Consider the following 21,847-nt stretch of genomic DNA (forward strand, 5'->3'; position numbering starts at 1 on the left):
GGCCTTGTGTGTGCTTGTCTATACAAGTATATCTAAATGCATCATCTGTCCCGTATGAGGAGCATACAATGTCGTCAGGTAAATACCGCCAGCAGGATGTCCGCGCCGCGCGTGGCACCACGCTTACCGCCAAAAGCTGGCTCACCGAAGCCCCGCTGCGCATGTTGATGAACAACCTTGATCCTGAGGTGGCGGAAAACCCCCACGAGCTGGTGGTGTACGGCGGCATAGGCCGCGCCGCGCGCAACTGGGAATGCTATGACGCAATTGTAAAATCCCTGACCGAACTCGAACACGACGAAACCCTGCTGGTGCAGTCCGGCAAGCCGGTTGGCGTGTTTAAAACCCACAAAAACGCCCCGCGCGTGCTGATCGCCAACTCTAACCTCGTGCCGCACTGGGCCACCTGGGAACACTTCAACGAACTGGACGCCAAAGGGCTGGCGATGTATGGCCAGATGACCGCCGGGAGCTGGATCTACATCGGCAGCCAGGGGATCGTGCAGGGCACCTACGAGACCTTCGTGGAAGCCGGTCGCCAGCACTACAACGGCTCGCTGAAAGGCCGCTGGGTGCTCACAGCAGGTCTCGGCGGCATGGGCGGCGCGCAGCCGCTGGCCGCCACGCTGGCCGGTGCGTGTTCGCTGAATATTGAGTGCCAGCAGAGCCGCATTGATTTCCGTCTGCGCACCCGTTACGTCGACGAACAGGCCGAGAATCTCGATGACGCGCTGGCGCGCATCAAAAAATACACGTCCGAAGGCAAAGCGGTGTCGATTGCCCTGTGCGGCAACGCGGCGGACATTCTTCCTGAACTCGTCGCCCGCGGCGTGCGTCCGGATCTGGTCACCGACCAGACCAGCGCCCATGACCCGCTGCACGGTTACCTGCCGAAAGGCTGGACGTGGGAAGCCTATCAGCAAAAAGCGGAAACCGATCCGGAAGGCACGGTGCTTGCCGCGAAGCGCTCCATGGCCGAGCACGTCTCCGCCATGCTGGCTTTCAGCCAGATGGGCATTCCGACCTTTGATTACGGCAACAACATTCGCCAGATGGCGAAAGAGATGGGCGTAAATAACGCCTTCGACTTCCCCGGCTTTGTTCCGGCCTATATCCGTCCGCTGTTCTGCCGCGGTATCGGTCCGTTCCGCTGGGTTGCCCTGTCCGGTGACCCGGAGGATATCTACAAAACTGACGCCAAAGTGAAGGAGATCGTCGCCGATGACGAACATCTGCATCGCTGGCTGGACATGGCCCGCGAGCGCATTAACTTCCAGGGCCTGCCGGCGCGTATCTGCTGGGTAGGGCTGGAGTGGCGGCAAAAGCTGGGTCTGGCCTTTAACGAAATGGTGCGCAGCGGTGAAGTTTCCGCGCCGATCGTCATTGGCCGCGACCACCTGGACTCCGGCTCCGTTGCCAGCCCGAACCGCGAAACGGAAGCCATGCGCGACGGCTCGGATGCGGTCTCCGACTGGCCGCTCCTGAACGCTCTGCTGAATACCGCCAGCGGCGCGACCTGGGTGTCACTGCACCACGGCGGTGGCGTGGGGATGGGCTTCTCTCAGCATTCCGGGATGGTTATTGTCTGTGACGGAACGGATGAAGCCGCCGCGCGTATCGCTCGCGTGCTGCACAACGACCCGGCAACCGGCGTGATGCGTCACGCGGATGCGGGTTACGAGATTGCCATTGACTGTGCCAAAGAGCAGGGCCTTAACCTGCCGATGATCCCTGCCACACAAGGAAAGCATGAATGAACGCGTTAACACTCACTCCCGGCTCGCTGACGCTTAAACAGCTGCGTAACGTCTGGCGTCAGCCGGTCACCCTTTCGCTTGATGAAAGTGCCCACGCCGCAATTAACGACAGCGTCGCCTGCGTTGAAGCCATCGTTGCCGAAGGGCGCACGGCTTACGGGATTAATACCGGCTTTGGGCTGCTGGCGCAGACCCGCATCGCGACGCACGATCTGGAAAACCTGCAGCGTTCGCTGGTGCTGTCGCATGCGGCGGGCGTTGGCCAGCCGCTTGACGATGAGATTGTCCGTCTGATGATGGTACTCAAAATCAACAGCCTGGCGCGCGGTTTCTCCGGCATTCGCCTGAGCGTGATCCAGGCGCTGATGGCGCTGGTGAATGCGGAGGTCTATCCGTGGATCCCGGCGAAGGGCTCCGTCGGGGCCTCCGGCGATCTCGCGCCGCTGGCGCACATGTCGCTGCTGCTGCTGGGTGAAGGCAAAGCGCGCTGGCAGGGCGAGTGGCTTCCGGCGAAAGAGGCGCTGAAAAAAGCCGGGTTAACGCCGATCACGCTGGCGGCGAAAGAGGGGCTGGCGCTGCTGAACGGCACGCAGGCATCGACAGCTTTCGCGCTGCGCGGCCTGTTTGAAGCGGAAGATCTGTTTGCCTCGGCGGTGGTGTGCGGTGCGCTGACCACCGAAGCGGTGCTGGGCTCGCGTCGCCCGTTCGATGCCCGCATCCACGAGGTGCGCGGTCAGCGCGGGCAGATCGATGCCGCCGCGATGTACCGTCACGTGCTTACCGACACCAGCGAAATTGCCGATTCACACCATAACTGCGAGAAGGTTCAGGATCCCTATTCCCTGCGCTGCCAGCCGCAGGTGATGGGCGCGTGCCTGACGCAGCTGCGCCAGGCGGCGGAGATCCTGCTGGTGGAGGCCAACGCGGTGTCCGATAACCCGCTGGTGTTCGCCCAGGAAAACGAGGTGGTCTCCGGCGGTAATTTCCACGCCGAGCCTGTGGCAATGGCGGCGGATAATATCGCGCTGGCGATTGCCGAAGTCGGCGCGTTGTCCGAGCGCCGTATCGCGCTGATGATGGATAAACACATGTCCCAGCTGCCACCGTTCCTGGTGCGTAACGGCGGGGTCAACTCGGGCTTTATGATCGCTCAGGTAACGGCCGCAGCGCTGGCAAGCGAGAACAAGGCGCTGTCGCATCCGCACAGCGTGGACAGCCTGCCTACCTCGGCGAATCAGGAAGATCACGTTTCGATGGCACCGGCTGCCGGGCGTCGTCTCTGGGAAATGGCCTCCAACACCCGCGGCGTGCTGGCGGTGGAATGGCTGGCGGCAAGTCAGGGTATCGATCTGCGTGAAGGGCTAAAATCCAGCCCGCTGCTGGAGCAGGCGCGTCAGGTGCTGCGCGAGCACGTCACGCATTACGATGACGACCGCTTCTTCGCCCCGGATATTGATAAGGCGATGCAGCTTCTGGAAGAAGGGCGGCTGGTGGGGCTGTTACCTTCGGTGCTGTGATTTTTTTGCCCGGTGGCGCTGCGCTTATCGGGCCTACGAATGCGAAATCCAGGCCGGGTAAGGCGTAGCCGCCACCCGGCTTTTTTCAGGAATACATCGCCGTAATCGATGCGCTCCCCAGGGAATGGAAATGCACGTTAAACCCGACCATTGCGCCGCTCGCGCCTTCATCGACCTCAATCTTCTCCACGTCCAGAGCGTGCACCGTGAAGATATAACGGTGGGTTTCCCCTTTTGGTGGCGCCGCGCCGCCGTAGCCCGCTTTACCGAAGTCAGTGCGCGTCTGAATGGCACCTTCAGGCAGGGCAACCAGGTCTGAACCCGAACCCTGCGGCAGGACGCGCGTGTCGGCAGGGAGGTTCGCCACAATCCAGTGCCACCATCCGGAACCGGTTGGCGCATCCGGGTCGTAGCAGGTCACGACAAAGCTTTTGGTGCCTGCCGGAACCTCGTCCCACGCCAGGTGCGGGGAGATGTTATCGCCCTGATACCCCATGCCGTTGAAAACGTGCCGTTCCGGCAGCTTTTCACCGTCGCGCAGATCTTTACTGATGATTTTCATACGGTTTACCCTCGTTGATCGCTCGTTCAGCAAGTGTAATGCATTGGGTTAAATCATGAAATGCGCGGGAATGTTAACGGCTGTTACAACCGCGTCGGTTAATTTTCGAAGCTGCTCTGGCGTGATGCTGTACGGCGGCATCAGATAGATAAGCTTGCCGAAAGGCCGCACCCACACGCCCTGGTCCACAAAGAAGCGCTGCAGCGCCGCCATATTCACCGGATCGGTGGTTTCAATCACCCCGATGGCGCCCAGCACGCGCACGTCCGCCACGAAATTCGCGCCCGAGGCGGCGCTCAGCTCCGTTTTCAGCTGCGCCTCAATCGCCGCAACCTGCGTCTGCCACTCGCCGCTCTCCAGAATCGCAAGGCTTTCACTCGCCACGGCGCAGGCCAGCGGGTTACCCATAAACGTCGGGCCGTGCATAAAGCAGCCGGCTTCGCCGTCGCTGATGGTGTCGGCCACCTGGCGGGTCGTGAGCGTGGCGGAGAGCGTCATGGTGCCGCCCGTCAGCGCTTTACCCAGACACAGAATATCCGGCGCAATGCCCGCATGTTCGCAGGCAAACAGCTTGCCGGTGCGGCCAAAGCCGGTGGCGATCTCATCGGCAATCAGCAGAATGCCCTCGCGGTCGCACATCCTGCGAATACGCCTCAGCCATTCCGGGTGGTACATCCTCATTCCGCCCGCGCCTTGCACAATAGGCTCAAGGATCACGGCGGCAATCTCATGACGATGCGCCGCCATCAGCCGCGCGAAGCCGACCATGTCCATCTCGTTCCACTCGCCGTCGAAGCGGCTCTGCGGCGCAGGGGCAAACAGGTTTTCCGGCAGATACCCCTTCCACAGGCTGTGCATGGAGTTGTCCGGATCGCAAACCGACATCGCTCCGAAGGTATCCCCGTGATAGCCGTTGCGGAAGGTGAGGAACCGCTGGCGCGTTTCGCCTCTGGCGTGCCAGTACTGCAGCGCCATTTTCATCGCCACTTCCACCGCCACGGAGCCGGAATCTGCCAGGAATACGCACTCCAGCGATTCAGGCGTCATCGCCACCAGACGACGGCATAAATCCACCGCGGGCTGATGAGTGATCCCGCCAAACATCACGTGCGACATCTGGTCAATCTGGGCCTTCATCGCCGCATTCAGGCGCGGGTGGTTGTACCCGTGAATCGCCGCCCACCACGAAGACATGCCGTCAACGAGCCGCTCGCCGCTGGCGAGGTGCAGCTCGCAGCCGTGGGCGGAGGCAACCGGATAGACGGGAAGGGGGCGGGTGGTGGAGGTGTAAGGGTGCCAGATATGCTGCTTGTCGAAGGCGAGATCGTCCTGGGTCATAATCGACTTGTAAACCATTTTGAAAAGTTTTAGGTTTACGAGTATAAACCGAACCGAAAATTAACAAAACCCTTTGGAGAAGCCCGATGGCTCACCACGCACGCTGGACGATGTCGCAAGTTACTGAATTATTCAACAAACCTTTCCTTGAGCTGATGTTCGAAGCCCAACAGGTGCATCGTCAGCACTTCGATCCCCGCCATGTTCAGGTCAGCACGCTGCTGTCGATCAAGACCGGCGCCTGCCCCGAAGACTGCAAATATTGCCCGCAGAGCGCACGCTACAAAACCGGTCTGGAGTCAGAGCGCCTGATGGAAGTCGAGCAGGTCCTCGACTCCGCGCGCAAGGCGAAAAACGCCGGCTCGACCCGCTTCTGCATGGGCGCGGCGTGGAAGAACCCGCACGATCGCGACATGCCGTATCTGGAGCAGATGGTAAAAGGCGTGAAGGAGATGGGTCTCGAAGCCTGTATGACGCTCGGTACGCTCAACGAGGAGCAGGCGCAGCGCCTCTCGGCAGCGGGGCTGGATTACTACAACCACAACCTCGACACCTCGCCGGAATTTTACGGCAACATCATCACCACGCGTACCTACCAGGAGCGTCTGGATACGCTGGATAAAGTGCGTGACGCGGGGATTAAGGTCTGCTCCGGCGGCATCGTGGGCTTAGGCGAAACCGTGAAAGACCGCGCGGGCCTGCTGCTGCAGCTGGCGAACCTGCCGACCCCGCCGGAAAGCGTGCCGATCAACATGCTGGTGAAGGTCAAGGGCACGCCGCTGGCGGACAACGACGACGTGGATGCGTTTGATTTTATCCGTACCATCGCGGTGGCGCGCATCATGATGCCAACGTCTTACGTTCGCCTCTCAGCGGGTCGCGAGCAGATGAACGAGCAGACCCAGGCGATGTGCTTTATGGCCGGAGCCAACTCCATCTTCTACGGCTGCAAGCTGCTGACCACGCCGAACCCGGAAGAGGATAAAGACGTTCAGCTGTTCCGCAAGCTGGGGCTGAACCCGCATCAGACCGAAGTGCTGACGGGCGATAACGAGCAACAGCAGCAGCTGGAGCAGCAGATTTTCAACGCCGACACCGAACAGTTCTACAACGCGGCAGCCGTATGACCTGGCAGGCACGTATCAACTCTGCGCTCGACGACCGTCGGGCGGCAGAGGCATTTCGCGTTCGCAGGGTGGTGGAAAACGGCGCGGGCCGTTTTCTTACCCGTGAAGGCCAGCGGTTCTGCAATTTCTCCAGCAACGACTATCTCGGGCTGAGCCAGCATCCGGCCATTATCCGCGCCTGGCAGCAGGGCGCGGAGCGATTTGGCGTGGGCAGCGGCGGATCGGGTCACGTCAGCGGGTACACCACGGCGCATCATGCGCTGGAAGAGGAGCTTGCCGACTGGCTGGGCTACCCGCGCGCGCTGCTGTTTATCTCCGGATTTGCCGCCAATCAGGCGGTCATTACGGCCCTGATGGGAAAGGACGATCGCATTGTTGCCGATCGCTTAAGCCATGCGTCCCTGCTGGAGGCTGCAAATTTAAGCCCGGCTCAGCTGCGGCGTTTTGCCCATAACGATGCGGGACAGCTCGCAGCGCTGCTGGATAAACCCTGCGAAGGACAACAGCTGGCTGTCACCGAAGGAGTGTTCAGCATGGACGGCGACAGCGCGCCGCTTGCCGCGCTGCACGAGGCCGCAAAGCGACAGAATGCCTGGCTGCTGGTGGACGATGCCCACGGCACCGGCGTGATGGGCGACGAAGGGCGCGGAAGCGCGTATCAGCAAAACGTGAAGCCTGAACTGCTGATTGTCACCTTTGGCAAGGGCTTTGGCGTTAGCGGCGCCGCCGTGCTGTGCAGCGAGTCCGTCGCCGACTATCTGCTGCAGTTTGCCCGACACCTGATTTACAGCACCAGCATGCCCCCGGCGCAGGCCGTTGCGCTGTCTGCGTCGCTGGCTGTGATACGCAGCGCGGAAGGGGATGAACGTCGCCAGCGGCTGGCAGAGCATGTTGCCCGCTTCCGTCAGGGATTAGCGGCGCTGCCTTTCCACAGTCCCGATTCGCAGAGCGCTATCCAGCCGGTGATTGTCGGAGAAAACGGCCGCGCGCTGGCGCTGGCACAGGCGCTGCGCCAGCGCGGCATGTGGGTCACCGCCATCCGACCGCCAACCGTCCCACCGGGCACGGCGCGTCTGCGCTTAACCCTGACGGCGGCGCATGAACGACAGGATATTGAGACGTTGCTGGAGGCGCTCCATGATGCCGGTGAATAAGCAGGCCATCGCGGCGGCATTTGGCCGCGCCGCGCAGAGCTATTCGCAGCACGATGAGCTGCAGCGTCTGAGCGCGCAGGGGCTTCTGGCCGCGCTTGGCGAGAACCGTTTTCCACAGGTGCTGGACGCCGGCTGTGGTCCCGGCAGTAACAGCCTCTACTGGCGCGGGGCGGGAAGCCAGGTCACGGCTATCGACCTCTCAGAGCAGATGCTCGACGAGGCGCGTCAGAGGCAGGCAGCTGATCGCTATCTGCTAGCCGATATCGAGGCGATCCCGCTGGCGGATGCGCAGTTCGATCTGGTCTGGAGCCATCTGGCGGTCCAGTGGTGCAGCAGCCTGCCGCAGGCCTTGCGCGAGCTTTATCGCGTCGCGCGACCGGGCGGGAAGGTGGCGTTTACCACCTTGCTGGAAAGTTCGCTGCCGGAGCTGAATCAGGCCTGGCAGGCAGTCGATGAACAGCCGCACGCTAACCGCTTTTTATCGCATGAGCAGGTGACGCAGGCGCTGGCAGGCTGTCGCTCACGCAGCGTGGTGCAGACCATCACGCTCAATTTTAGCGATGCGTTCAGCGCCATGCGTTCGCTGAAGGGCATAGGCGCCACGCACCTGCATACCGGACGCGAGAAAAAACCGCTCACCCGCGGTCAGCTGCAGCGCCTTGAGCTGGCCTGGCCGCAGCAGCGGGGTCAATTCCCGCTCTCCTATCAACTTTTTCATGGGATTATCGAACGTGACTGAACGTTATTTTGTCACCGGCACGAACACAGAAGTGGGTAAAACGGTGGCCAGCTCGGCGCTGCTGCAGGCGGCACGGCTGCTCGGGAAAAACACCGCCGGATATAAGCCAGTGGCGTCCGGCAGCGAGATGACGGCGGAAGGGTTACGCAACACCGACGCGCTGGCGCTCCAGCGTAACAGCACCCTTGAACTCGCCTATTCCGCGGTGAATCCGTACACTTTTGCCGAGCCGACCTCGCCGCACATTATCAGCGCCGATGAAGGTCGTCCTATTGATTTCGCCGTGCTGTCCGCCGGATTGCGGACGCTGGAAAATCAGGCCGACTGGGTGCTGGTTGAAGGGGCTGGCGGCTGGTTTACGCCGCTTTCGGACACGCAGACGTTTGCCGACTGGGTGAAGTCCGAGCAGCTTCCGGTCATTCTGGTCGTCGGCGTCAAGCTGGGCTGCATCAATCACGCCATGTTGACCGCGCAGGCCGTACAGCAGGCCGGACTGCGTCTGGCAGGCTGGATAGCCAACGACGTGGTTGCGCCGGGTAAACGCCATCAGGAGTATCTGGCGACGCTCAGGCGCGTCCTTCCCGCGCCGTGCCTCGGGGAAATCCCCTGGCTTGCTGACGGCGCGGAAAATGCCGAAACCGGGCGTTATCTCGATCTCAGCGTCTTGCTTCCCGCGACATCCAGTGAGCAATAAGCTCGTCATCCAGTTCGTTAACGTGGCCCTGCGCCACGTTACGCCCGCGATAGAGCATACAGAAACGGTCAGCCACCCGGCGGATAAACGACATCTGCTGCTCTGCTAACAGCACCGTCATGCCTAACTCCCGGTTTAAGCGCACCAACAGCTGTCCCAGCTTCTGGGCGAAGCTGTGCCCCGCGCCGTGCAGGGGCTCATCGAGGATCAGCAGGTGTGGACGGTTCACCAGCGCATTAGCCAGCGCCAGCTGATACTGGTCGTCCGGAGAGAGCGTGTTGGCACGGGTCTGTCGCACCCCATAGAGCGCCGGAAACAGGTCGTAAACGTCATTTTTTGCGTTCGGGTTAGGTTTCCCCGTCGCGCGCATGGCGATATGCAGGTTCTCCTCAATCGTTAGCTGGGAGAAGATCCGCCTGTCCTGCGAGACATAGCCAATCTCCGGGCCGGAACGCTGTTCTGGCGGCGGGTTTAGCAAATCACGCGGCGGCGCACCCGCCTCATACCAGATGATGCTGCCGCTTTCGACAGGCACCTTCCCGGCGATGCAATTCATTAGGGTGGTTTTCCCCATGCCCGGCAGGCCAACGACGCCTGTACACATCCCTTGCGGAAAATCTAAATCCACATTCCATAGCGTATGTTGACTTCCGTAAAACTGATTCACAGCACGCAGACTCAACATCTTTCTCTCCTTAAAAATGTGTGTAGGTGAGGCTCGCTGTTGATTCTGCAAAACCCCTGCCATAAAGCGGAAAGTGATTAAAAAAGCGACTTTTTTAGGAATAAGTCACCGGAAAGCGGTTTATAAAAAAACCGGATTGCACATTGACGGTGCCGACGGTGATGAGTTGTGGTGCAGAACCCGAAATGATGAAAATGTGAGCAAGATCCCATCGGTTGGTTATGAATGACGCAACTGTTAATCAGCAAAAAATAGCTATAAAAATTTTTTGTCGCCGTCTCGTGGGAAAATCCGGGAATTTGCAGAGCGCCAGTCTGTATGGGCTGGAAGCAGTTATCCACTATTCCTGTGGATAACCATGTGCATTAGAGTTAGAAAACACGCGATAAGCGAGAGAAGACGCGGCTTTCGCCCAAATTGACGCGAAACGCGGCTTTAGAAAATATCGTTTATTTTTTAACTGCTTAGATAAAAGCAATTCCCGTCATGAAAGTGTCACCGGTTGCCATAAAACTATCATTACCTGGCTTGACAAATGTTAAAAAAGAAAAAGTTCTGGGGATAACCTGACCTGACTGGTGTTTTATGTTGCCACTGTCCAAATTTTGGCCGCTATCGCGCTAATCATTCAGGCGCTATGCTAAATATCCTGACATGCTACTGGTTTTTCATCCAGTGTTTTTTACTGGCATTCCTGGCAACAAGGAGTAAAATTACACACCTGCCGCTTATAACGTCATCAGGTTGTCGCCCATGAGTAAACCGTTCAAATTGAATTCTGCTTTCCGTCCATCAGGCGATCAGCCTGAGGCGATCCGTCGTCTGGAAGAGGGGCTGGAAGATGGGCTGGCGCACCAGACGCTGCTGGGGGTAACCGGCTCAGGTAAAACGTTCACCATCGCCAACGTGATTGCGGATCTCCAGCGCCCAACGATGGTGCTGGCACCCAATAAAACCCTGGCGGCGCAGCTATACGGCGAAATGAAAGAGTTCTTCCCGGAAAACGCGGTGGAGTATTTCGTCTCCTACTACGATTACTACCAGCCTGAAGCCTATGTGCCGAGCTCTGACACCTTCATTGAGAAAGATGCCTCGGTGAACGAACACATCGAGCAGATGCGACTGTCGGCCACTAAGGCGCTTCTTGAGCGTCGTGATGTGGTGGTCGTCGCATCGGTTTCCGCGATCTACGGTCTGGGCGATCCGGATCTCTATCTCAAGATGATGCTGCACCTGACGCAGGGGATGATCATCGACCAGCGTGCGATTTTGCGTCGTCTGGCGGAGCTGCAGTACACCCGCAACGATCAGGCCTTCCAGCGCGGCACCTTCCGCGTGCGCGGCGAAGTGATCGACATCTTCCCGGCAGAATCGGACGATATGGCGCTGCGCGTCGAGCTGTTTGACGAGGAGGTCGAGCGCCTGTCGCTCTTCGACCCGCTGACCGGACACGTTGAGTCAGTGATCCAGCGCTTCACCATCTACCCGAAAACGCACTACGTGACGCCGCGCGAGCGTATCGTACAGGCGATGGAAGAGATCAAAGTGGAGCTGGCGGAACGCCGTAAGGTTCTGCTGGCGAACAATAAGCTGCTCGAAGAGCAGCGCCTGAGCCAGCGTACCCAGTTTGATCTTGAGATGATGAACGAGCTGGGCTACTGCTCCGGCATCGAAAACTACTCGCGCTTCCTCTCCGGACGCGGGCCCGGCGAGCCGCCGCCGACGCTGTTTGATTACCTTCCGGCCGACGGTTTGCTGGTGATCGACGAATCCCACGTCACGATCCCGCAGATCGGCGGGATGTACCGCGGTGACCGGGCGCGTAAAGAGACGCTGGTGGAGTACGGTTTCCGCCTGCCGTCAGCGCTGGATAACCGTCCGATGAAGTTTGAAGAATTTGAGGCGCTGGCGCCGCAAACCATCTACGTCTCGGCCACGCCGGGTAACTACGAGCTGGAAAAATCCGGCGATGAGGTGGTGGACCAGGTGGTGCGTCCGACTGGATTGCTGGACCCGATTATCGAGGTGCGTCCGGTGGCAACGCAGGTGGACGACCTGCTCTCTGAGATCCGCGCCCGTTCCGCCATTAACGAGCGCGTGCTGGTGACCACGCTCACCAAGCGTATGGCGGAAGACCTCACCGAGTATCTCGAAGAGCACGGCGAGAAGGTACGTTATCTGCACTCGGATATCGATACCGTGGAGCGCATGGAGATCATCCGCGATCTGCGTCTGGGCGAGTTTGACGTGCTGGTAGGAATCAACCTGCTGCGAGAAGGTCTGGATATGCCGGAGGTCTCGCTGGTGGCGATTCTGGACGCGGATAAAGAGGGCTTCCTGCGTTCTGAGCGTTCGCTGATTCAGACCATTGGCCGCGCCGCGCGTAACGTCAACGGTAAAGCGATTCTGTACGGTGACAAAATTACCCCGTCGATGGCGAAAGCGATTGGCGAGACGGAACGCCGCCGCGAGAAACAGCAGCGCTACAACGAAGAACACGGCATTACGCCGCAGGGGCTGAACAAGAAGGTGGTGGATATTCTGGCGCTGGGTCAGAACATTGCCAAAACCAAAGCGAAAGGCCGCGGCAAGGCGCGTTCAGTGGTGGGAGAAGATACCGTCGTGCTGACGCCGAAAGCGCTGCAGCAGAAAATCCACGAGCTGGAAGGGCAGATGATGCAGCACGCGCAGAACCTGGAGTTCGAAGAGGCGGCGCAGATCCGCGACCAGCTTCATCAGCTGCGGGATCTGTTTATCGCGGCATCGTGAGTTGGTTTTGCCCGGTGGCGCTGCGCTTTCCGGGCCTGCGGGATTCGCGCCTTTTGTCGCCCCGCTAAGTGAAGCGCCACCGGGTTTTATTGTCAGCCCAGCGCCTGAATCGCCTTCTCCAGCGCCTCGCGCAGCAGATTGCGGTCATGGCGATACTTGATGTCTGAGGCCTCCAGCGGCTCCTGAATCACCACACGATCGCCGATGCCGGACACATCTACCTTCGGCCCGACCACCACGCCGTCAATGATCTTCTTACCGACGTAATGCTCCATCAAATTGAGTTTATCCGCCAGCGACAGGCTTGCGGCTGCCGGGCTCAGCTCTCGCCCGAGGTTACCGATGTAAACCATTGGCGCTGGGGTGCGGCGCAGCGCCTGCGCCAGCTCTTTCACCAGCAGAATGGGCATCAGGCTGGTGTAAAAACTTCCCGGACCGATCAGGATAAGATCCGCTTCCCCGATGGCCTCCACCGCTTCTCGCGTGGCGGGCACGCTCGGATAGGTCATCAACTCCGCTGGCGGCAGGATGAGCTGGTCGATATTCACCTCGCCGTAAACTTCATGCCCTTCGGCGTCGATTGCCATCAAGTCAACCGGTTGTTCAGACATGGGGATCAGGAATGCGTCCACTTTCAGCAGATTACGGATCAAGTTGATGGCTTCCAGAGGCCGTACGCTCAGGTGATCCAATGCCTTTAACATCAGATTTCCGAGGTTATGCCCGGAAAGTTCGCCATTGCCTCCAAAACGGTACTCAAACATCGCCGATGCGACGCTCGGCTCGGTAATTAACTGGTTCAGGCAGTTGCGCATATCTCCCCAGGCAATGCCGCCTTCGGCACGACGAATGCGCCCGGTTGAGCCGCCGTTGTCGGTGGTAGTCACTATCCCTGTCAGCCTTGAGCCGAGCGACGACAAAGAGGACATAACCCGGCCTAAGCCGTGTCCTCCGCCAAGAGCGACCACTCGGTCAAGATCCGCAAAAGTGCGATTGCGCATACGTATTCCTTATCACGTTCGATCGCGTAACAGTAACCTAACTACCCCTAAAAGACGATGCCTCACCCGATGCAAAATGACGTATATCAATGTGAAAATGCGGTTTTTAGGTATTCTGTAGCGAAAATGCAGGATTGATTCGCTATATACATAATTATATAGCGAAAAGCGACAATGGCGCCGTGAGAATTTCCGCGCTACTATCGCCCTAACCACGTTTTCAAAAATGAAAACATACACTCTAGCCCTTGTGCCTGTGTCGAAAGATATGGCGCTCTGGCCGTGGCGAATTTGCCACCAGGGTACAGAAAGAAATGACTGTGCCTCCCGATCTGGAAAGGTGTACATGGCTTCACAACTTACTGATGCTTTCGCGCGTAAGTTTTATTACTTACGTCTGTCGATTACCGATGTGTGCAACTTCCGTTGCACCTACTGCCTGCCCGACGGCTATAAACCGGGTAGCGTTACCAATAACGGCTTTCTCTCCGTGGATGAAGTGCGCCGCGTCACGCGCGCCTTCTCTGAGCTCGGCACCGAAAAAGTTCGCCTTACCGGCGGTGAACCCTCGCTGCGCCGCGATTTCCCCGACATCATTGCCGCCGTGCGTGAAAACGAACGTATCCGCCAGATTGCGGTGACCACCAACGGTTACCGTATGGCGCGCGACGTGGCCACCTGGCGCGATGCGGGCTTAACCGCCATTAACGTCAGCGTGGACAGTCTGGATGCCCGCCAGTTCCACGCCATTACCGGCCAGGATAAATTCCAGCAGGTCATGGACGGTATCGATGCGGCATTTGCGGCCGGCTTCGAAAAAGTCAAAGTCAACACGGTGCTGATGCGTGATGTAAACCATCACCAGCTCGATACTTTCCTGGCGTGGATCCAATCCCGTCCCATTCAACTGCGTTTTATTGAGCTAATGGAAACCGGCGAGGGCAGCGAGCTGTTTCGCCGCCATCACATCTCCGGCATGGTGCTGCGCGACGAGCTGCTGAAACGCGGCTGGATCCACCAGATCCGCCAGCGCAGCGACGGTCCGGCGCAGGTCTTCTGCCATCCTGATTACGAAGGCGAAATTGGGCTTATCATGCCTTACGAGAAAGACTTCTGTGCCAGCTGCAACCGCCTGCGCGTCTCCTCCGTGGGCAAGCTCCATCTCTGCCTGTTCGGCGACGGCGGCGTGGACCTTCGCGATCTGCTGGAAGACGATGCTCAGCAGGACGCGCTTGAAGCACGCATTTCTGAAGCGCTGACGCATAAAAAACAGACCCACTTCCTGCATCAGGGCAATACCGGTATTACTCAGAACCTGTCCTACATCGGCGGGTAATCAGGCTTAAGAAGGAATCAGAAGATGAGTCAGGTAAGCGCAGAATTTATCCCGACACGCATTGCTATCCTTACCGTTTCCGACCGCCGTGGCGAAGAGGATGATACCTCCGGCCACTGGCTGCGCGATGCGGCCCATGACGCGGGACATAACATCGTTGATAAAGCGATCGTGAAGGAGAACCGCTACGCCATTCGCGCGCAGGTCTCTCAGTGGATCGCCAGCGATGAGGTGCAGGTGGTGCTGATCACCGGCGGCACCGGCTTTACCGCAGGCGATCAGGCCCCCGAAGCGCTAATCCCGCTGTTCGACCGCGAGGTGGAAGGCTTCGGCGAAGTGTTCCGCATGCTCTCCTTTGAAGAGATTGGTACCTCCACGCTTCAGTCGCGCGCCGTGGCGGGCGTGGCTAACAAAACCCTGATTTTCGCCATGCCGGGCTCGACCAAAGCCTGCCGCACCGCGTGGGAAAACATCATCGCCCCGCAGCTGGATGCCCGTACCCGTCCGTGTAATTTCCATCCCCATTTAAAGAAATAAGCTATGTCACAACTGACCCACATTAACGCCGCTGGCGAAGCGCATATGGTGGACGTCTCCGCCAAAGCGGAAACGGTGCGCGAGGCGCGCGCAGAAGCGTTCGTCACTATGTTGCCGGAAACCCTGACGATGATTATCGACGGCAGCCATCACAAAGGTGATGTCTTTGCCACCGCGCGCATCGCGGGAATTCAGGCCGCGAAACGCACCTGGGATCTTATTCCGCTGTGCCATCCGCTGATGCTGAGCAAGGTGGAAGTGAACCTGCAGGCGCAGCCGGAGCACAATCGCGTGCGCATTGAGTCACTCTGCCGCTTAACCGGCAAAACCGGCGTGGAGATGGAGGCGCTGACGGCGGCCTCCGTTGCCGCGCTGACCATCTACGACATGTGCAAAGCGGTGCAGAAAGATATGGTGATTGGCCCGGTGCGTCTGCTGGCGAAAAGCGGCGGCAAATCCGGTGATTTTAAGGTGGTCAGCCATGATTAAAGTGCTCTTTTTTGCGCAGGTGCGCGAGCTGGTAAATACCGACAGCCTGACGCTGGACGCGTCTTTTGACAACGTCGCTGCCCTGCGCGCGCATCTGGCGGCACAAAGCGACCGCTGGGCGCTGGCGCTCGACGAAGGCAAGCTGCTGGTCGCCGTTAACCAGACGCTGGTGGAATTCCCCCATCCGCTTAACGCAGGGGATGAAGTGGCCTTCTTCCCGCCGGTGACAGGGGGCTAAGATGGCTGAAACCCGAATTCTGGTGAGTCATGAGCGTTTTAACGTCGGGACCGAATACGGCTGGCTGGCGGAACGCGATGAAGACGGCGCGGTCGTGACCTTTACCGGCAAGGTGCGCAACCACAACCTCGGCGACAGCGTGAAGGCACTGACGCTGGAGCACTATCCGGGGATGACCGAGAAATCGCTGGCGGAGATTGTCGACGAGGCGCGAGGCCGCTGGCCGCTCGGGCGCGTCACGGTTATTCACCGCATCGGCGAGATGTGGCCCGGCGAGGAGATTGTCTTTGTCGGCGTTACCAGCGCCCACCGAGGCAGCGCGTTTGCGGCAGGGGAGTTCATTATGGATTTCCTCAAAACCAAAGCTCCGTTCTGGAAGCGCGAAGCCACGCCGGAAGGGGATCGCTGGGTAGAATCTCGCGACAGCGATAAGCAGGCCGCCAGCCGTTGGTAGTTGGTTTACGTGGATGTGTTACTCTTAACGAGTGTGTCTACTTAATCTTAATCAGGAGTGAATCATGGACCGATTTCCGCGTTCCGATTCAATAGTACAGCAGACCCGTAGCGGCCTGCAGACGTATATGGCTCAGGTGTATGGCTGGATGACGGTTGGCCTGCTGCTTACCGCGTTTATCGCGTGGTATGCAGCGAACACGCCGGAGCTGATGATGTTTATCTTCTCCAGCAAAATCACCTTCTTTGGGCTGATTATCGCGCAGCTGGCGCTGGTGTTTGTGCTTTCTGGTCTGGTGCACAAGCTGAGTGCCGGCATGGCAACGACCCTGTTTATGCTCTATTCGGCGCTAACGGGCCTGACGCTTTCCAGCATTTTCATCGTTTACACCTATTCATCCATCGCCAGCACCTTCGTGGTGACCGGCGGGATGTTTGGTGCGATGAGCCTGTACGGTTACACCACGAAGCGCGATCTGAGCGGCTTCGGCAGCATGCTGTTTATGGGGCTGATCGGGATTGTGCTGGCGTCGCTGGTGAACCTGTGGCTGAAGAGCGAAGCTCTGATGTGGGCTGTGACCTATATCGGGGTGGTGCTCTTCGTGGGGTTAACGGCCTATGACACCCAGAAGCTGAAAAACATCGGTGAGCAGATCGACGTGCGCGAAAGTTCCAACCTGCGCAAATACTCCATTCTGGGCGCGCTGACGCTGTATCTGGACTTCATCAACCTGTTCCTGATGCTGCTGCGAATTCTTGGCAACCGTCGTTAAGATTGCTTTGCCGGGTGGCGGTGCTGTCTGGTGCCCTCACCCTGACCCTCTCCCACGGGAGAGGGAACAAACACTAAAAACGGCAACAAGGTTGCCGTTTTGCTTTTATTTCGCCAGCGCCTTCTCGTTCTTCGCCCGTAACTTCTTCGCTCGGCTCTCCAGCACCAGATAGCAGACCGTTGCCAGCGCCAGCGGCAGGAAGTAATACAGCATGCGGTACGCCAGCAGGGCCGCAATAATCGTTCCCTGAGAGACATGCTCCCCGGCCAGCAGGGCAATAAACACCGCTTCCAGCACGCCGATCCCCGCCGGAATATGCACAATCACCCCGGCAATGCTGCTCACCAGCAGCACGCCCAGCACGAAGAAGTAGTTCACGTCCTCGCCGATTAGCAGCCAGATAATGGCCCCCATCGCCATCCAGTTGGCGCTGGAGACCGCCATCTGCAGCACCGCAAACTTCCACGAGGGCAGCACCAGCTTTTGCCCCTTGATGGTCATATGGCGGCGTTTAGCAAACGCGCAGGCCCACAGATAAACGGCGATAATCAGCAGGAGTACGATGCCCAGAATGCGCAGCGTGGCCTCATCGATATACCAGTGCGCGGGTAGCTGCACCACGCCGATGGTGAAGATCACCCCGCCGAGCAGAATATAGCCCAGCCAGTTGGTGGTGATGCTTAACGAGAAAATGCGCGTGATGGTCCCGCCCGGCAGGCCGAGCCGCGAGTAGAGGCGATAGCGCATGCCAATCCCGCCGACCCAGGTGCTCAGCGTCAGGTTAAAGGCGTAGCAGATAAACGACACCAGCATCACCTGACGTTTGGCCAGCTTATGGCCGCAGTAGGCGCGACCCAGCAGGTCATAGCAGCCGTACATCAGGTAGCTTACGATAACCAGCCCCGTCGCGCCCAGCAGCACCATCCGGTTATAGTTGCGGATAACCTTCCACACCTCTTCCCAGTCAACTTTCTGCGCGTAGACCACCAGCAGAACCGCGACCGCAATAAAAAACAGCCATGTCAGGATCTTTTTTGCCAGCCGCCAGCGTGGATGCGATTTCGACATCAGGGTTTGCCTCCGTCTTCCGCTTCTATGCGGTCCTGGGTTTCCATTTCGGGTTGTACCGGCGGGTCCACCTGCGCCAGCTTCGGCGTATGCGCCGGCAGCCAGCCGACCATCGCCGGGAAATGCCGCAGGAAGTGGAACACCACCACGCTGATGCCCAGGTTCCACCAGGTGCGTTTGGGAACCATGGACTCATCCACACGCACGCAGTCATTGACGATTAGCGCCTGCAGGTTATCCCGCAGGGTCTGATTAAACTGACGATCGTGAATGATCAGGTTAGCTTCAAGGTTAAGCGATAAGCTCAGCGGATCGAGATTGCTGGAGCCCACGGTGGCCCAGTGATCGTCCATCAGCGCGACTTTGCCGTGCAGCGGCCGACGGCGGTATTCGTAGATCTGTACGCCGCCCTTCACCAGATAGTTATAAAGCAGCCGCGCCCCGACTTTGACGATCGGCATATCCGGTTCGCCCTGCACAATCAGCTTCACGCGTACCCCGCGCCTGGCCGCATTGCGCATGGCGTGCAGCAGACGATAGCCGGGGAAAAAGTAGGCGTTAGCAATAATCACTTCGCGCTTCGCGTTGGCGAGCATCTTGAGATAATGACGTTCGATATCGTCCCGGTGCTCGCCGTTATCACGCCAGACGAAAAGGGCCTGCGCTTCGCCGGGCTTCCGGTTCTCTTCCGGGCGATGGCGGCGTCGCCACCAGCGGCGAACGGCCTCTTTCCCCGGCAGGTTCTCCAGCTCAAACAGCAAAATGTCCTGCACTACCGGGCCTTCAATGCGAATGGCGTAATCCTGCTTCGCTTCCGGGCCGTAGTCGGACATATGCTCCGCGGAGTAGTTAATGCCGCCGACAAACGCCACCGTCTCATCCACCACCACAATTTTGCGGTGCATCCTGCGGAAAAGGTTGGTCCGCATGCCGAAAAGGCGAGGGCCGGGATCGTAGTAGCGGAACACCACCCCCGCGGTGGTCAGTTCGTTGACGAACGCATCGCTGAGGTCCGGCGAGCCATAGCCATCCAGCAGCACTTCAATTTTGACGCCGCGCTGGGCGGCGCGCAGCAGCACGCTGTGCAGCTGCTTGCCGACGTTGTCTTCGAACCAGATAAAGGTTTCGAGGATCACCTTCTGCTGAGCGTTATCAATCGCCTTAAACACGGCCGGGTAATACTCGTCCCCGTTGACCAGCAGCGTGATCCGGTTGCCTTCCTGCCAGGAACATTTCATAGGTGGATCTCCGCGCTGAGCGGCGCATGGTCGGAAAGATGCCGCCAGTTGAGTAGCGCCAGGGCGGTTGGGCTGCTGGCGTGGGCATTTTTCACATAGATGCGGTCAAGCCGCAGCAGCGGGAAACGGACCGGAAACGTGCGCGCAGGCCTGCCGTTGGCGCGCGTAAAAATCTCCTCCAGTCCGGCCTCCACCTTCAGCGGATGGTTTGCCCGCTGTCGCCAGTCGTTGAAGTCGCCCGCGACCACCACCGGTTCACCTTCGGGAAGCGCATTGGTCCATTCGGCCAGCATTTTCAGCTGCGCCTGACGATGGGCTTCGCGCAGGCCAAGATGAACACAGCCCACGTGGATGGGCAGCTCAAGGTCGGGCGGGGTAATGCGGCAGTAGAGCAGGCCGCGTTTTTCGCTCTCCCCGACGGAAACGTCGCGGTTTTCATAATGTTCAATGGGATAACGCGACAGCACCGCGTTGCCGTGATGCCCTTCCGGATAGACCGCGTTGCGGCCGTAGGCGTAATCACTCCACATGGTGTCGGCCAGAAATTCATAGTGCGGCGTGTCGGGCCAGTTCTCAAAGTGAAGCGGATGCACTTCATGTGCGCCCATCACCTCCTGCAGGCAGACAATATCCGCGCTGACGGTGCGCACCGCGTCGCGCAGCTCCGGTAAAATGAAGCGGCGGTTAAATGCTGTGAAGCCCTTATGAATGTTTATCGTCAGCACCTTAAGCGAGAAATGCTGCATTTTTTTCGTCATAAGCTCCTTCCTGAGTGACTATCCCAATGAAAATAAAGTGTAGTCGGCGTCACAAAAAGATGCGGCGTTACGGAATTTTCCGTAAAGTGCGGTAGTCTGATTAAGCAGAGAAAAATCCTTCAGGAGACAAGCCATGAAGTGGCAACAACGTGTTCGTGTCGCAACTGGCCTGAGTTGCTGGCAGATAATGTTGCATTTACTGGTCGTGGCCGTACTGGTGATGGGCTGGATGAGCGGCACGCTGGTGCGCGTTGGCCTGGGGCTATGCGTCCTTTACGGCGTCACCGTGCTGTCGATGCTGTTCTTACAGCGACACCATGAAGCGCGCTGGCGCGAGGTGGGTGACGTGCTCGAAGAGCTCACCACCACCTGGTACTTTGGTGCGGCGATGATTGTTCTGTGGCTGCTGTCACGCGTGCTGCAAAACAACCTGCTGCTGGCCCTGGCGGGTCTGGCAATCCTCGCAGGGCCCGCGGTGGTCTCGTTGCTGACCAAAGAGAAAAAGCTACGCAATGTTGCGTCTAAACATCGCGTACGCCACTGAGCCCGTCGTGGCCGCTATGACCAGTAGCGGCCACAAACTTCCCCAGACGATATCCAGACTCGCATCCTTCAGATAGATTTGCTTGGTGATGTCCGTAAAGTGTCGAATCGGATTTACCCACGTCAGATCCTGTAGCCATACCGGCATGTTCTCGACGGGAGAAACATAGCCCGAGAGCAAAATCGCGGGCATCATAAAGACGAATACCCCGATAAACGCCTGCTGCTGCGTCGAGCAGAGCGCCGAGATCAGCAGCCCAAACCCCACCAGCGACAGCCCGTAAATCACCATCGTGAAGTAAAACAGCGCCAGCGAACCGGCGAACGGGATCTCATAGGCCCAAATACCGACTCCCAGCACGATGGTGGCCTGGAACGTCGCGACGATCAGCGCCGGCACCGCTTTGCCGACGAAAATTTGCCAGGTGGCGAGCGGGGAGACCAGCAGCTGATCCAGCGTGCCCTGTTCACGCTCGCGGGCGACGGAGAGAGAGGTCACAATCATCACCCCGATGGTGGTGATCATGGCGATCAGCGACGGCACCACGAACCACTTGTAGTCCAGATTCGGGTTATACCAGTTACGCACCACCAGCTCGCTGTTGTTGGGCTTCGGTTTGCCGTCCATCAGCTCCTGCTGGTAATCCTTCACCACCTGCTGCAGATAGTTGGCGGCTATCTGGGCGCTGTTGGAGTTACGCCCGTCGAGGATCAGCTGCATCGGCGCGGTCTGGAAGGTATCCAGATTGCGGGAAAAATCCGCCGGGAACCGCACCAGCAGCAGCGCTTTTTGCGTGTCGATGGTGGGCTGGATCTCCTGCGGGCTTTTCAGCAGCAGGATGTGGGTAAAGGCTTTCGCACGCGCAAAGCGCTGCGTTAGCTCGACGGAATGTTTGCCGTTGTCTTCGTTGTAAATGGCAATGGTGGCGTTGGTCACCTCCAGCGTGGCGGCAAACGGGAACAGTAAAACCTGGATCAGCACCGGCAACACCAGAATGGCGCGGGTTTGCGGCTCGCGCAGCAGGGATTGCAGCTCTTTGCGTATTAACGTCCATAAACGGTGAAACATGC

22 protein-coding genes and 1 riboswitch are annotated in these 21,847 nt (G+C 58.9%); of the genes, 14 read left to right on the top strand and 8 right to left on the bottom strand.

The window, feature by feature from the left end; genetic code table 11:
- The first annotated feature begins 68 nt into the window (after positions 1-68).
- Together hutU and hutH are read left to right on the top strand one after the other, a co-directional pair.
- Positions 69-1,757: a urocanate hydratase gene (gene hutU, locus F0319_RS02380; RefSeq protein WP_111963809.1), complete on the top strand. Its 1,689-nt coding sequence runs from the start codon at positions 69-71 to the stop codon at positions 1,755-1,757.
- Positions 1,754-3,274, top strand: a complete 1,521-nt coding sequence (gene hutH / locus F0319_RS02385; protein ID WP_149366189.1) for a histidine ammonia-lyase — start codon at positions 1,754-1,756, stop codon at positions 3,272-3,274. Before hutU ends, hutH begins: the two co-directional genes overlap by 4 nt.
- Before the next feature lie 85 nt (positions 3,275-3,359).
- Here hutH and F0319_RS02390 read toward each other — a convergent pair whose 3' ends face one another.
- Together F0319_RS02390 and bioA are read right to left on the bottom strand one after the other, a co-directional pair.
- Positions 3,360-3,836 (bottom strand): kinase inhibitor, encoded by a 477-nt coding sequence (locus F0319_RS02390; protein WP_008501131.1) that lies wholly within the window; start codon positions 3,834-3,836, stop codon positions 3,360-3,362.
- A 48-nt stretch (positions 3,837-3,884) separates the two neighbouring features.
- Positions 3,885-5,174 carry an adenosylmethionine--8-amino-7-oxononanoate transaminase gene (bioA, locus tag F0319_RS02395; protein WP_420889901.1) on the bottom strand — a complete coding sequence of 430 codons (1,290 nt, stop codon included), beginning with the start codon at positions 5,172-5,174 and terminating at the stop codon, positions 3,885-3,887.
- 86 nt (positions 5,175-5,260) lie between these two features.
- On the opposite strand from bioA, the gene bioB reads away from it, so the two are divergent.
- Genes bioB through bioD form a run of 4 tightly spaced genes read left to right on the top strand, consistent with a single transcriptional unit; the run spans position 5,261 to position 8,888 of the window.
- Complete coding sequence (bioB, locus tag F0319_RS02400; RefSeq protein ID WP_111963811.1) at positions 5,261-6,301, top strand: biotin synthase BioB; 1,041 nt, start codon at positions 5,261-5,263, stop codon at positions 6,299-6,301.
- Positions 6,298-7,455 carry an 8-amino-7-oxononanoate synthase gene (gene bioF, locus F0319_RS02405; protein ID WP_149366191.1) on the top strand — a complete coding sequence of 386 codons (1,158 nt, stop codon included), beginning with the start codon at positions 6,298-6,300 and terminating at the stop codon, positions 7,453-7,455. The genes bioB and bioF overlap by 4 nt, the downstream gene beginning before the upstream one ends.
- Complete coding sequence (bioC, locus tag F0319_RS02410) at positions 7,439-8,194, top strand: malonyl-ACP O-methyltransferase BioC (RefSeq protein ID WP_149366192.1); 756 nt, start codon at positions 7,439-7,441, stop codon at positions 8,192-8,194. The genes bioF and bioC overlap by 17 nt, the downstream gene beginning before the upstream one ends.
- On the top strand, positions 8,187-8,888 hold the full coding sequence (bioD, locus tag F0319_RS02415; RefSeq protein ID WP_188035079.1) for a dethiobiotin synthase: 702 nt from the start codon (positions 8,187-8,189) through the stop codon (positions 8,886-8,888). Before bioC ends, bioD begins: the two co-directional genes overlap by 8 nt.
- Here bioD and F0319_RS02420 read toward each other — a convergent pair.
- On the bottom strand, positions 8,851-9,573 hold the full coding sequence (locus tag F0319_RS02420; protein WP_127730105.1) for an ABC transporter ATP-binding protein: 723 nt from the start codon (positions 9,571-9,573) through the stop codon (positions 8,851-8,853). The two genes, bioD and F0319_RS02420, sit on opposite strands and share 38 nt — an antisense overlap.
- 753 nt (positions 9,574-10,326) lie before the next feature.
- Here F0319_RS02420 and uvrB point away from each other — a divergent pair.
- Entirely contained in the window at positions 10,327-12,342 is a 2,016-nt protein-coding gene (gene uvrB, locus F0319_RS02425; RefSeq protein ID WP_149366194.1) for an excinuclease ABC subunit UvrB, read from the top strand.
- Positions 12,343-12,434: 92 nt separating this feature from the next.
- On the opposite strand, the gene yvcK is transcribed toward uvrB, so the two are convergent.
- Positions 12,435-13,343, bottom strand: a complete 909-nt coding sequence (gene yvcK, locus F0319_RS02430; RefSeq protein WP_149366195.1) for a uridine diphosphate-N-acetylglucosamine-binding protein YvcK — start codon at positions 13,341-13,343, stop codon at positions 12,435-12,437.
- 225 nt (positions 13,344-13,568) lie between these two features.
- A riboswitch (molybdenum cofactor riboswitch) is annotated at positions 13,569-13,702 on the top strand.
- Here yvcK and moaA point away from each other — a divergent pair.
- The 6 genes from moaA (at position 13,690) to F0319_RS02460 (ending at position 17,169) form a co-directional block, all read left to right on the top strand.
- Entirely contained in the window at positions 13,690-14,679 is a 990-nt protein-coding gene (gene moaA, locus F0319_RS02435) for a GTP 3',8-cyclase MoaA (RefSeq protein WP_111963817.1), read from the top strand. It overlaps the preceding riboswitch by 13 nt.
- Before the next feature lie 24 nt (positions 14,680-14,703).
- Positions 14,704-15,216 (top strand): molybdenum cofactor biosynthesis protein B, encoded by a 513-nt coding sequence (moaB, locus tag F0319_RS02440; protein WP_115874539.1) that lies wholly within the window; start codon positions 14,704-14,706, stop codon positions 15,214-15,216.
- A 3-nt stretch (positions 15,217-15,219) separates the two neighbouring features.
- Positions 15,220-15,705: a cyclic pyranopterin monophosphate synthase MoaC gene (moaC, locus tag F0319_RS02445; RefSeq protein ID WP_149366196.1), complete on the top strand. Its 486-nt coding sequence runs from the start codon at positions 15,220-15,222 to the stop codon at positions 15,703-15,705.
- Positions 15,698-15,943 (top strand): molybdopterin synthase sulfur carrier subunit, encoded by a 246-nt coding sequence (gene moaD, locus F0319_RS02450; RefSeq protein WP_149366197.1) that lies wholly within the window; start codon positions 15,698-15,700, stop codon positions 15,941-15,943. Before moaC ends, moaD begins: the two co-directional genes overlap by 8 nt.
- Position 15,944: 1 nt before the next feature.
- Positions 15,945-16,397, top strand: coding sequence for a molybdopterin synthase catalytic subunit MoaE (gene moaE, locus F0319_RS02455; RefSeq protein WP_111963821.1), 453 nt, complete (start codon positions 15,945-15,947; stop codon positions 16,395-16,397).
- A gap of 64 nt (positions 16,398-16,461) precedes the next feature.
- A complete protein-coding gene (locus F0319_RS02460; protein ID WP_149366198.1) occupies positions 16,462-17,169 on the top strand; it encodes a Bax inhibitor-1/YccA family protein in 708 nt (235 codons plus the stop codon).
- A gap of 105 nt (positions 17,170-17,274) precedes the next feature.
- Here F0319_RS02460 and F0319_RS02465 read toward each other — a convergent pair whose 3' ends face one another.
- Genes F0319_RS02465 through F0319_RS02475 form a run of 3 tightly spaced genes read right to left on the bottom strand, consistent with a single transcriptional unit; the run spans position 17,275 to position 20,233 of the window.
- On the bottom strand, positions 17,275-18,237 hold the full coding sequence (locus F0319_RS02465; RefSeq protein WP_111963822.1) for a lysylphosphatidylglycerol synthase domain-containing protein: 963 nt from the start codon (positions 18,235-18,237) through the stop codon (positions 17,275-17,277).
- The gene (clsB, locus tag F0319_RS02470; RefSeq protein ID WP_111963823.1) at positions 18,237-19,475 is read right to left on the bottom strand and encodes a cardiolipin synthase ClsB; all 1,239 of its coding nucleotides are present in this window, start codon (positions 19,473-19,475) and stop codon (positions 18,237-18,239) included. Before clsB ends, F0319_RS02465 begins: the two co-directional genes overlap by 1 nt.
- Positions 19,472-20,233: an endonuclease/exonuclease/phosphatase family protein gene (locus tag F0319_RS02475; protein ID WP_111963824.1), complete on the bottom strand. Its 762-nt coding sequence runs from the start codon at positions 20,231-20,233 to the stop codon at positions 19,472-19,474. Before F0319_RS02475 ends, clsB begins: the two co-directional genes overlap by 4 nt.
- A gap of 133 nt (positions 20,234-20,366) precedes the next feature.
- Here F0319_RS02475 and F0319_RS02480 point away from each other — a divergent pair, with 133 nt between their 5' ends.
- Complete coding sequence (locus tag F0319_RS02480; RefSeq protein WP_014883088.1) at positions 20,367-20,777, top strand: YbhQ family protein; 411 nt, start codon at positions 20,367-20,369, stop codon at positions 20,775-20,777.
- Here F0319_RS02480 and F0319_RS02485 read toward each other — a convergent pair.
- A complete protein-coding gene (locus F0319_RS02485) occupies positions 20,739-21,845 on the bottom strand; it encodes an ABC transporter permease (RefSeq protein WP_149366199.1) in 1,107 nt (368 codons plus the stop codon). The two genes, F0319_RS02480 and F0319_RS02485, sit on opposite strands and share 39 nt — an antisense overlap.
- Positions 21,846-21,847: the final 2 nt, after the last annotated feature.

This window comes from Enterobacter vonholyi (genome assembly GCF_008364555.1).
Classification (GTDB): domain Bacteria; phylum Pseudomonadota; class Gammaproteobacteria; order Enterobacterales; family Enterobacteriaceae; genus Enterobacter; species Enterobacter vonholyi.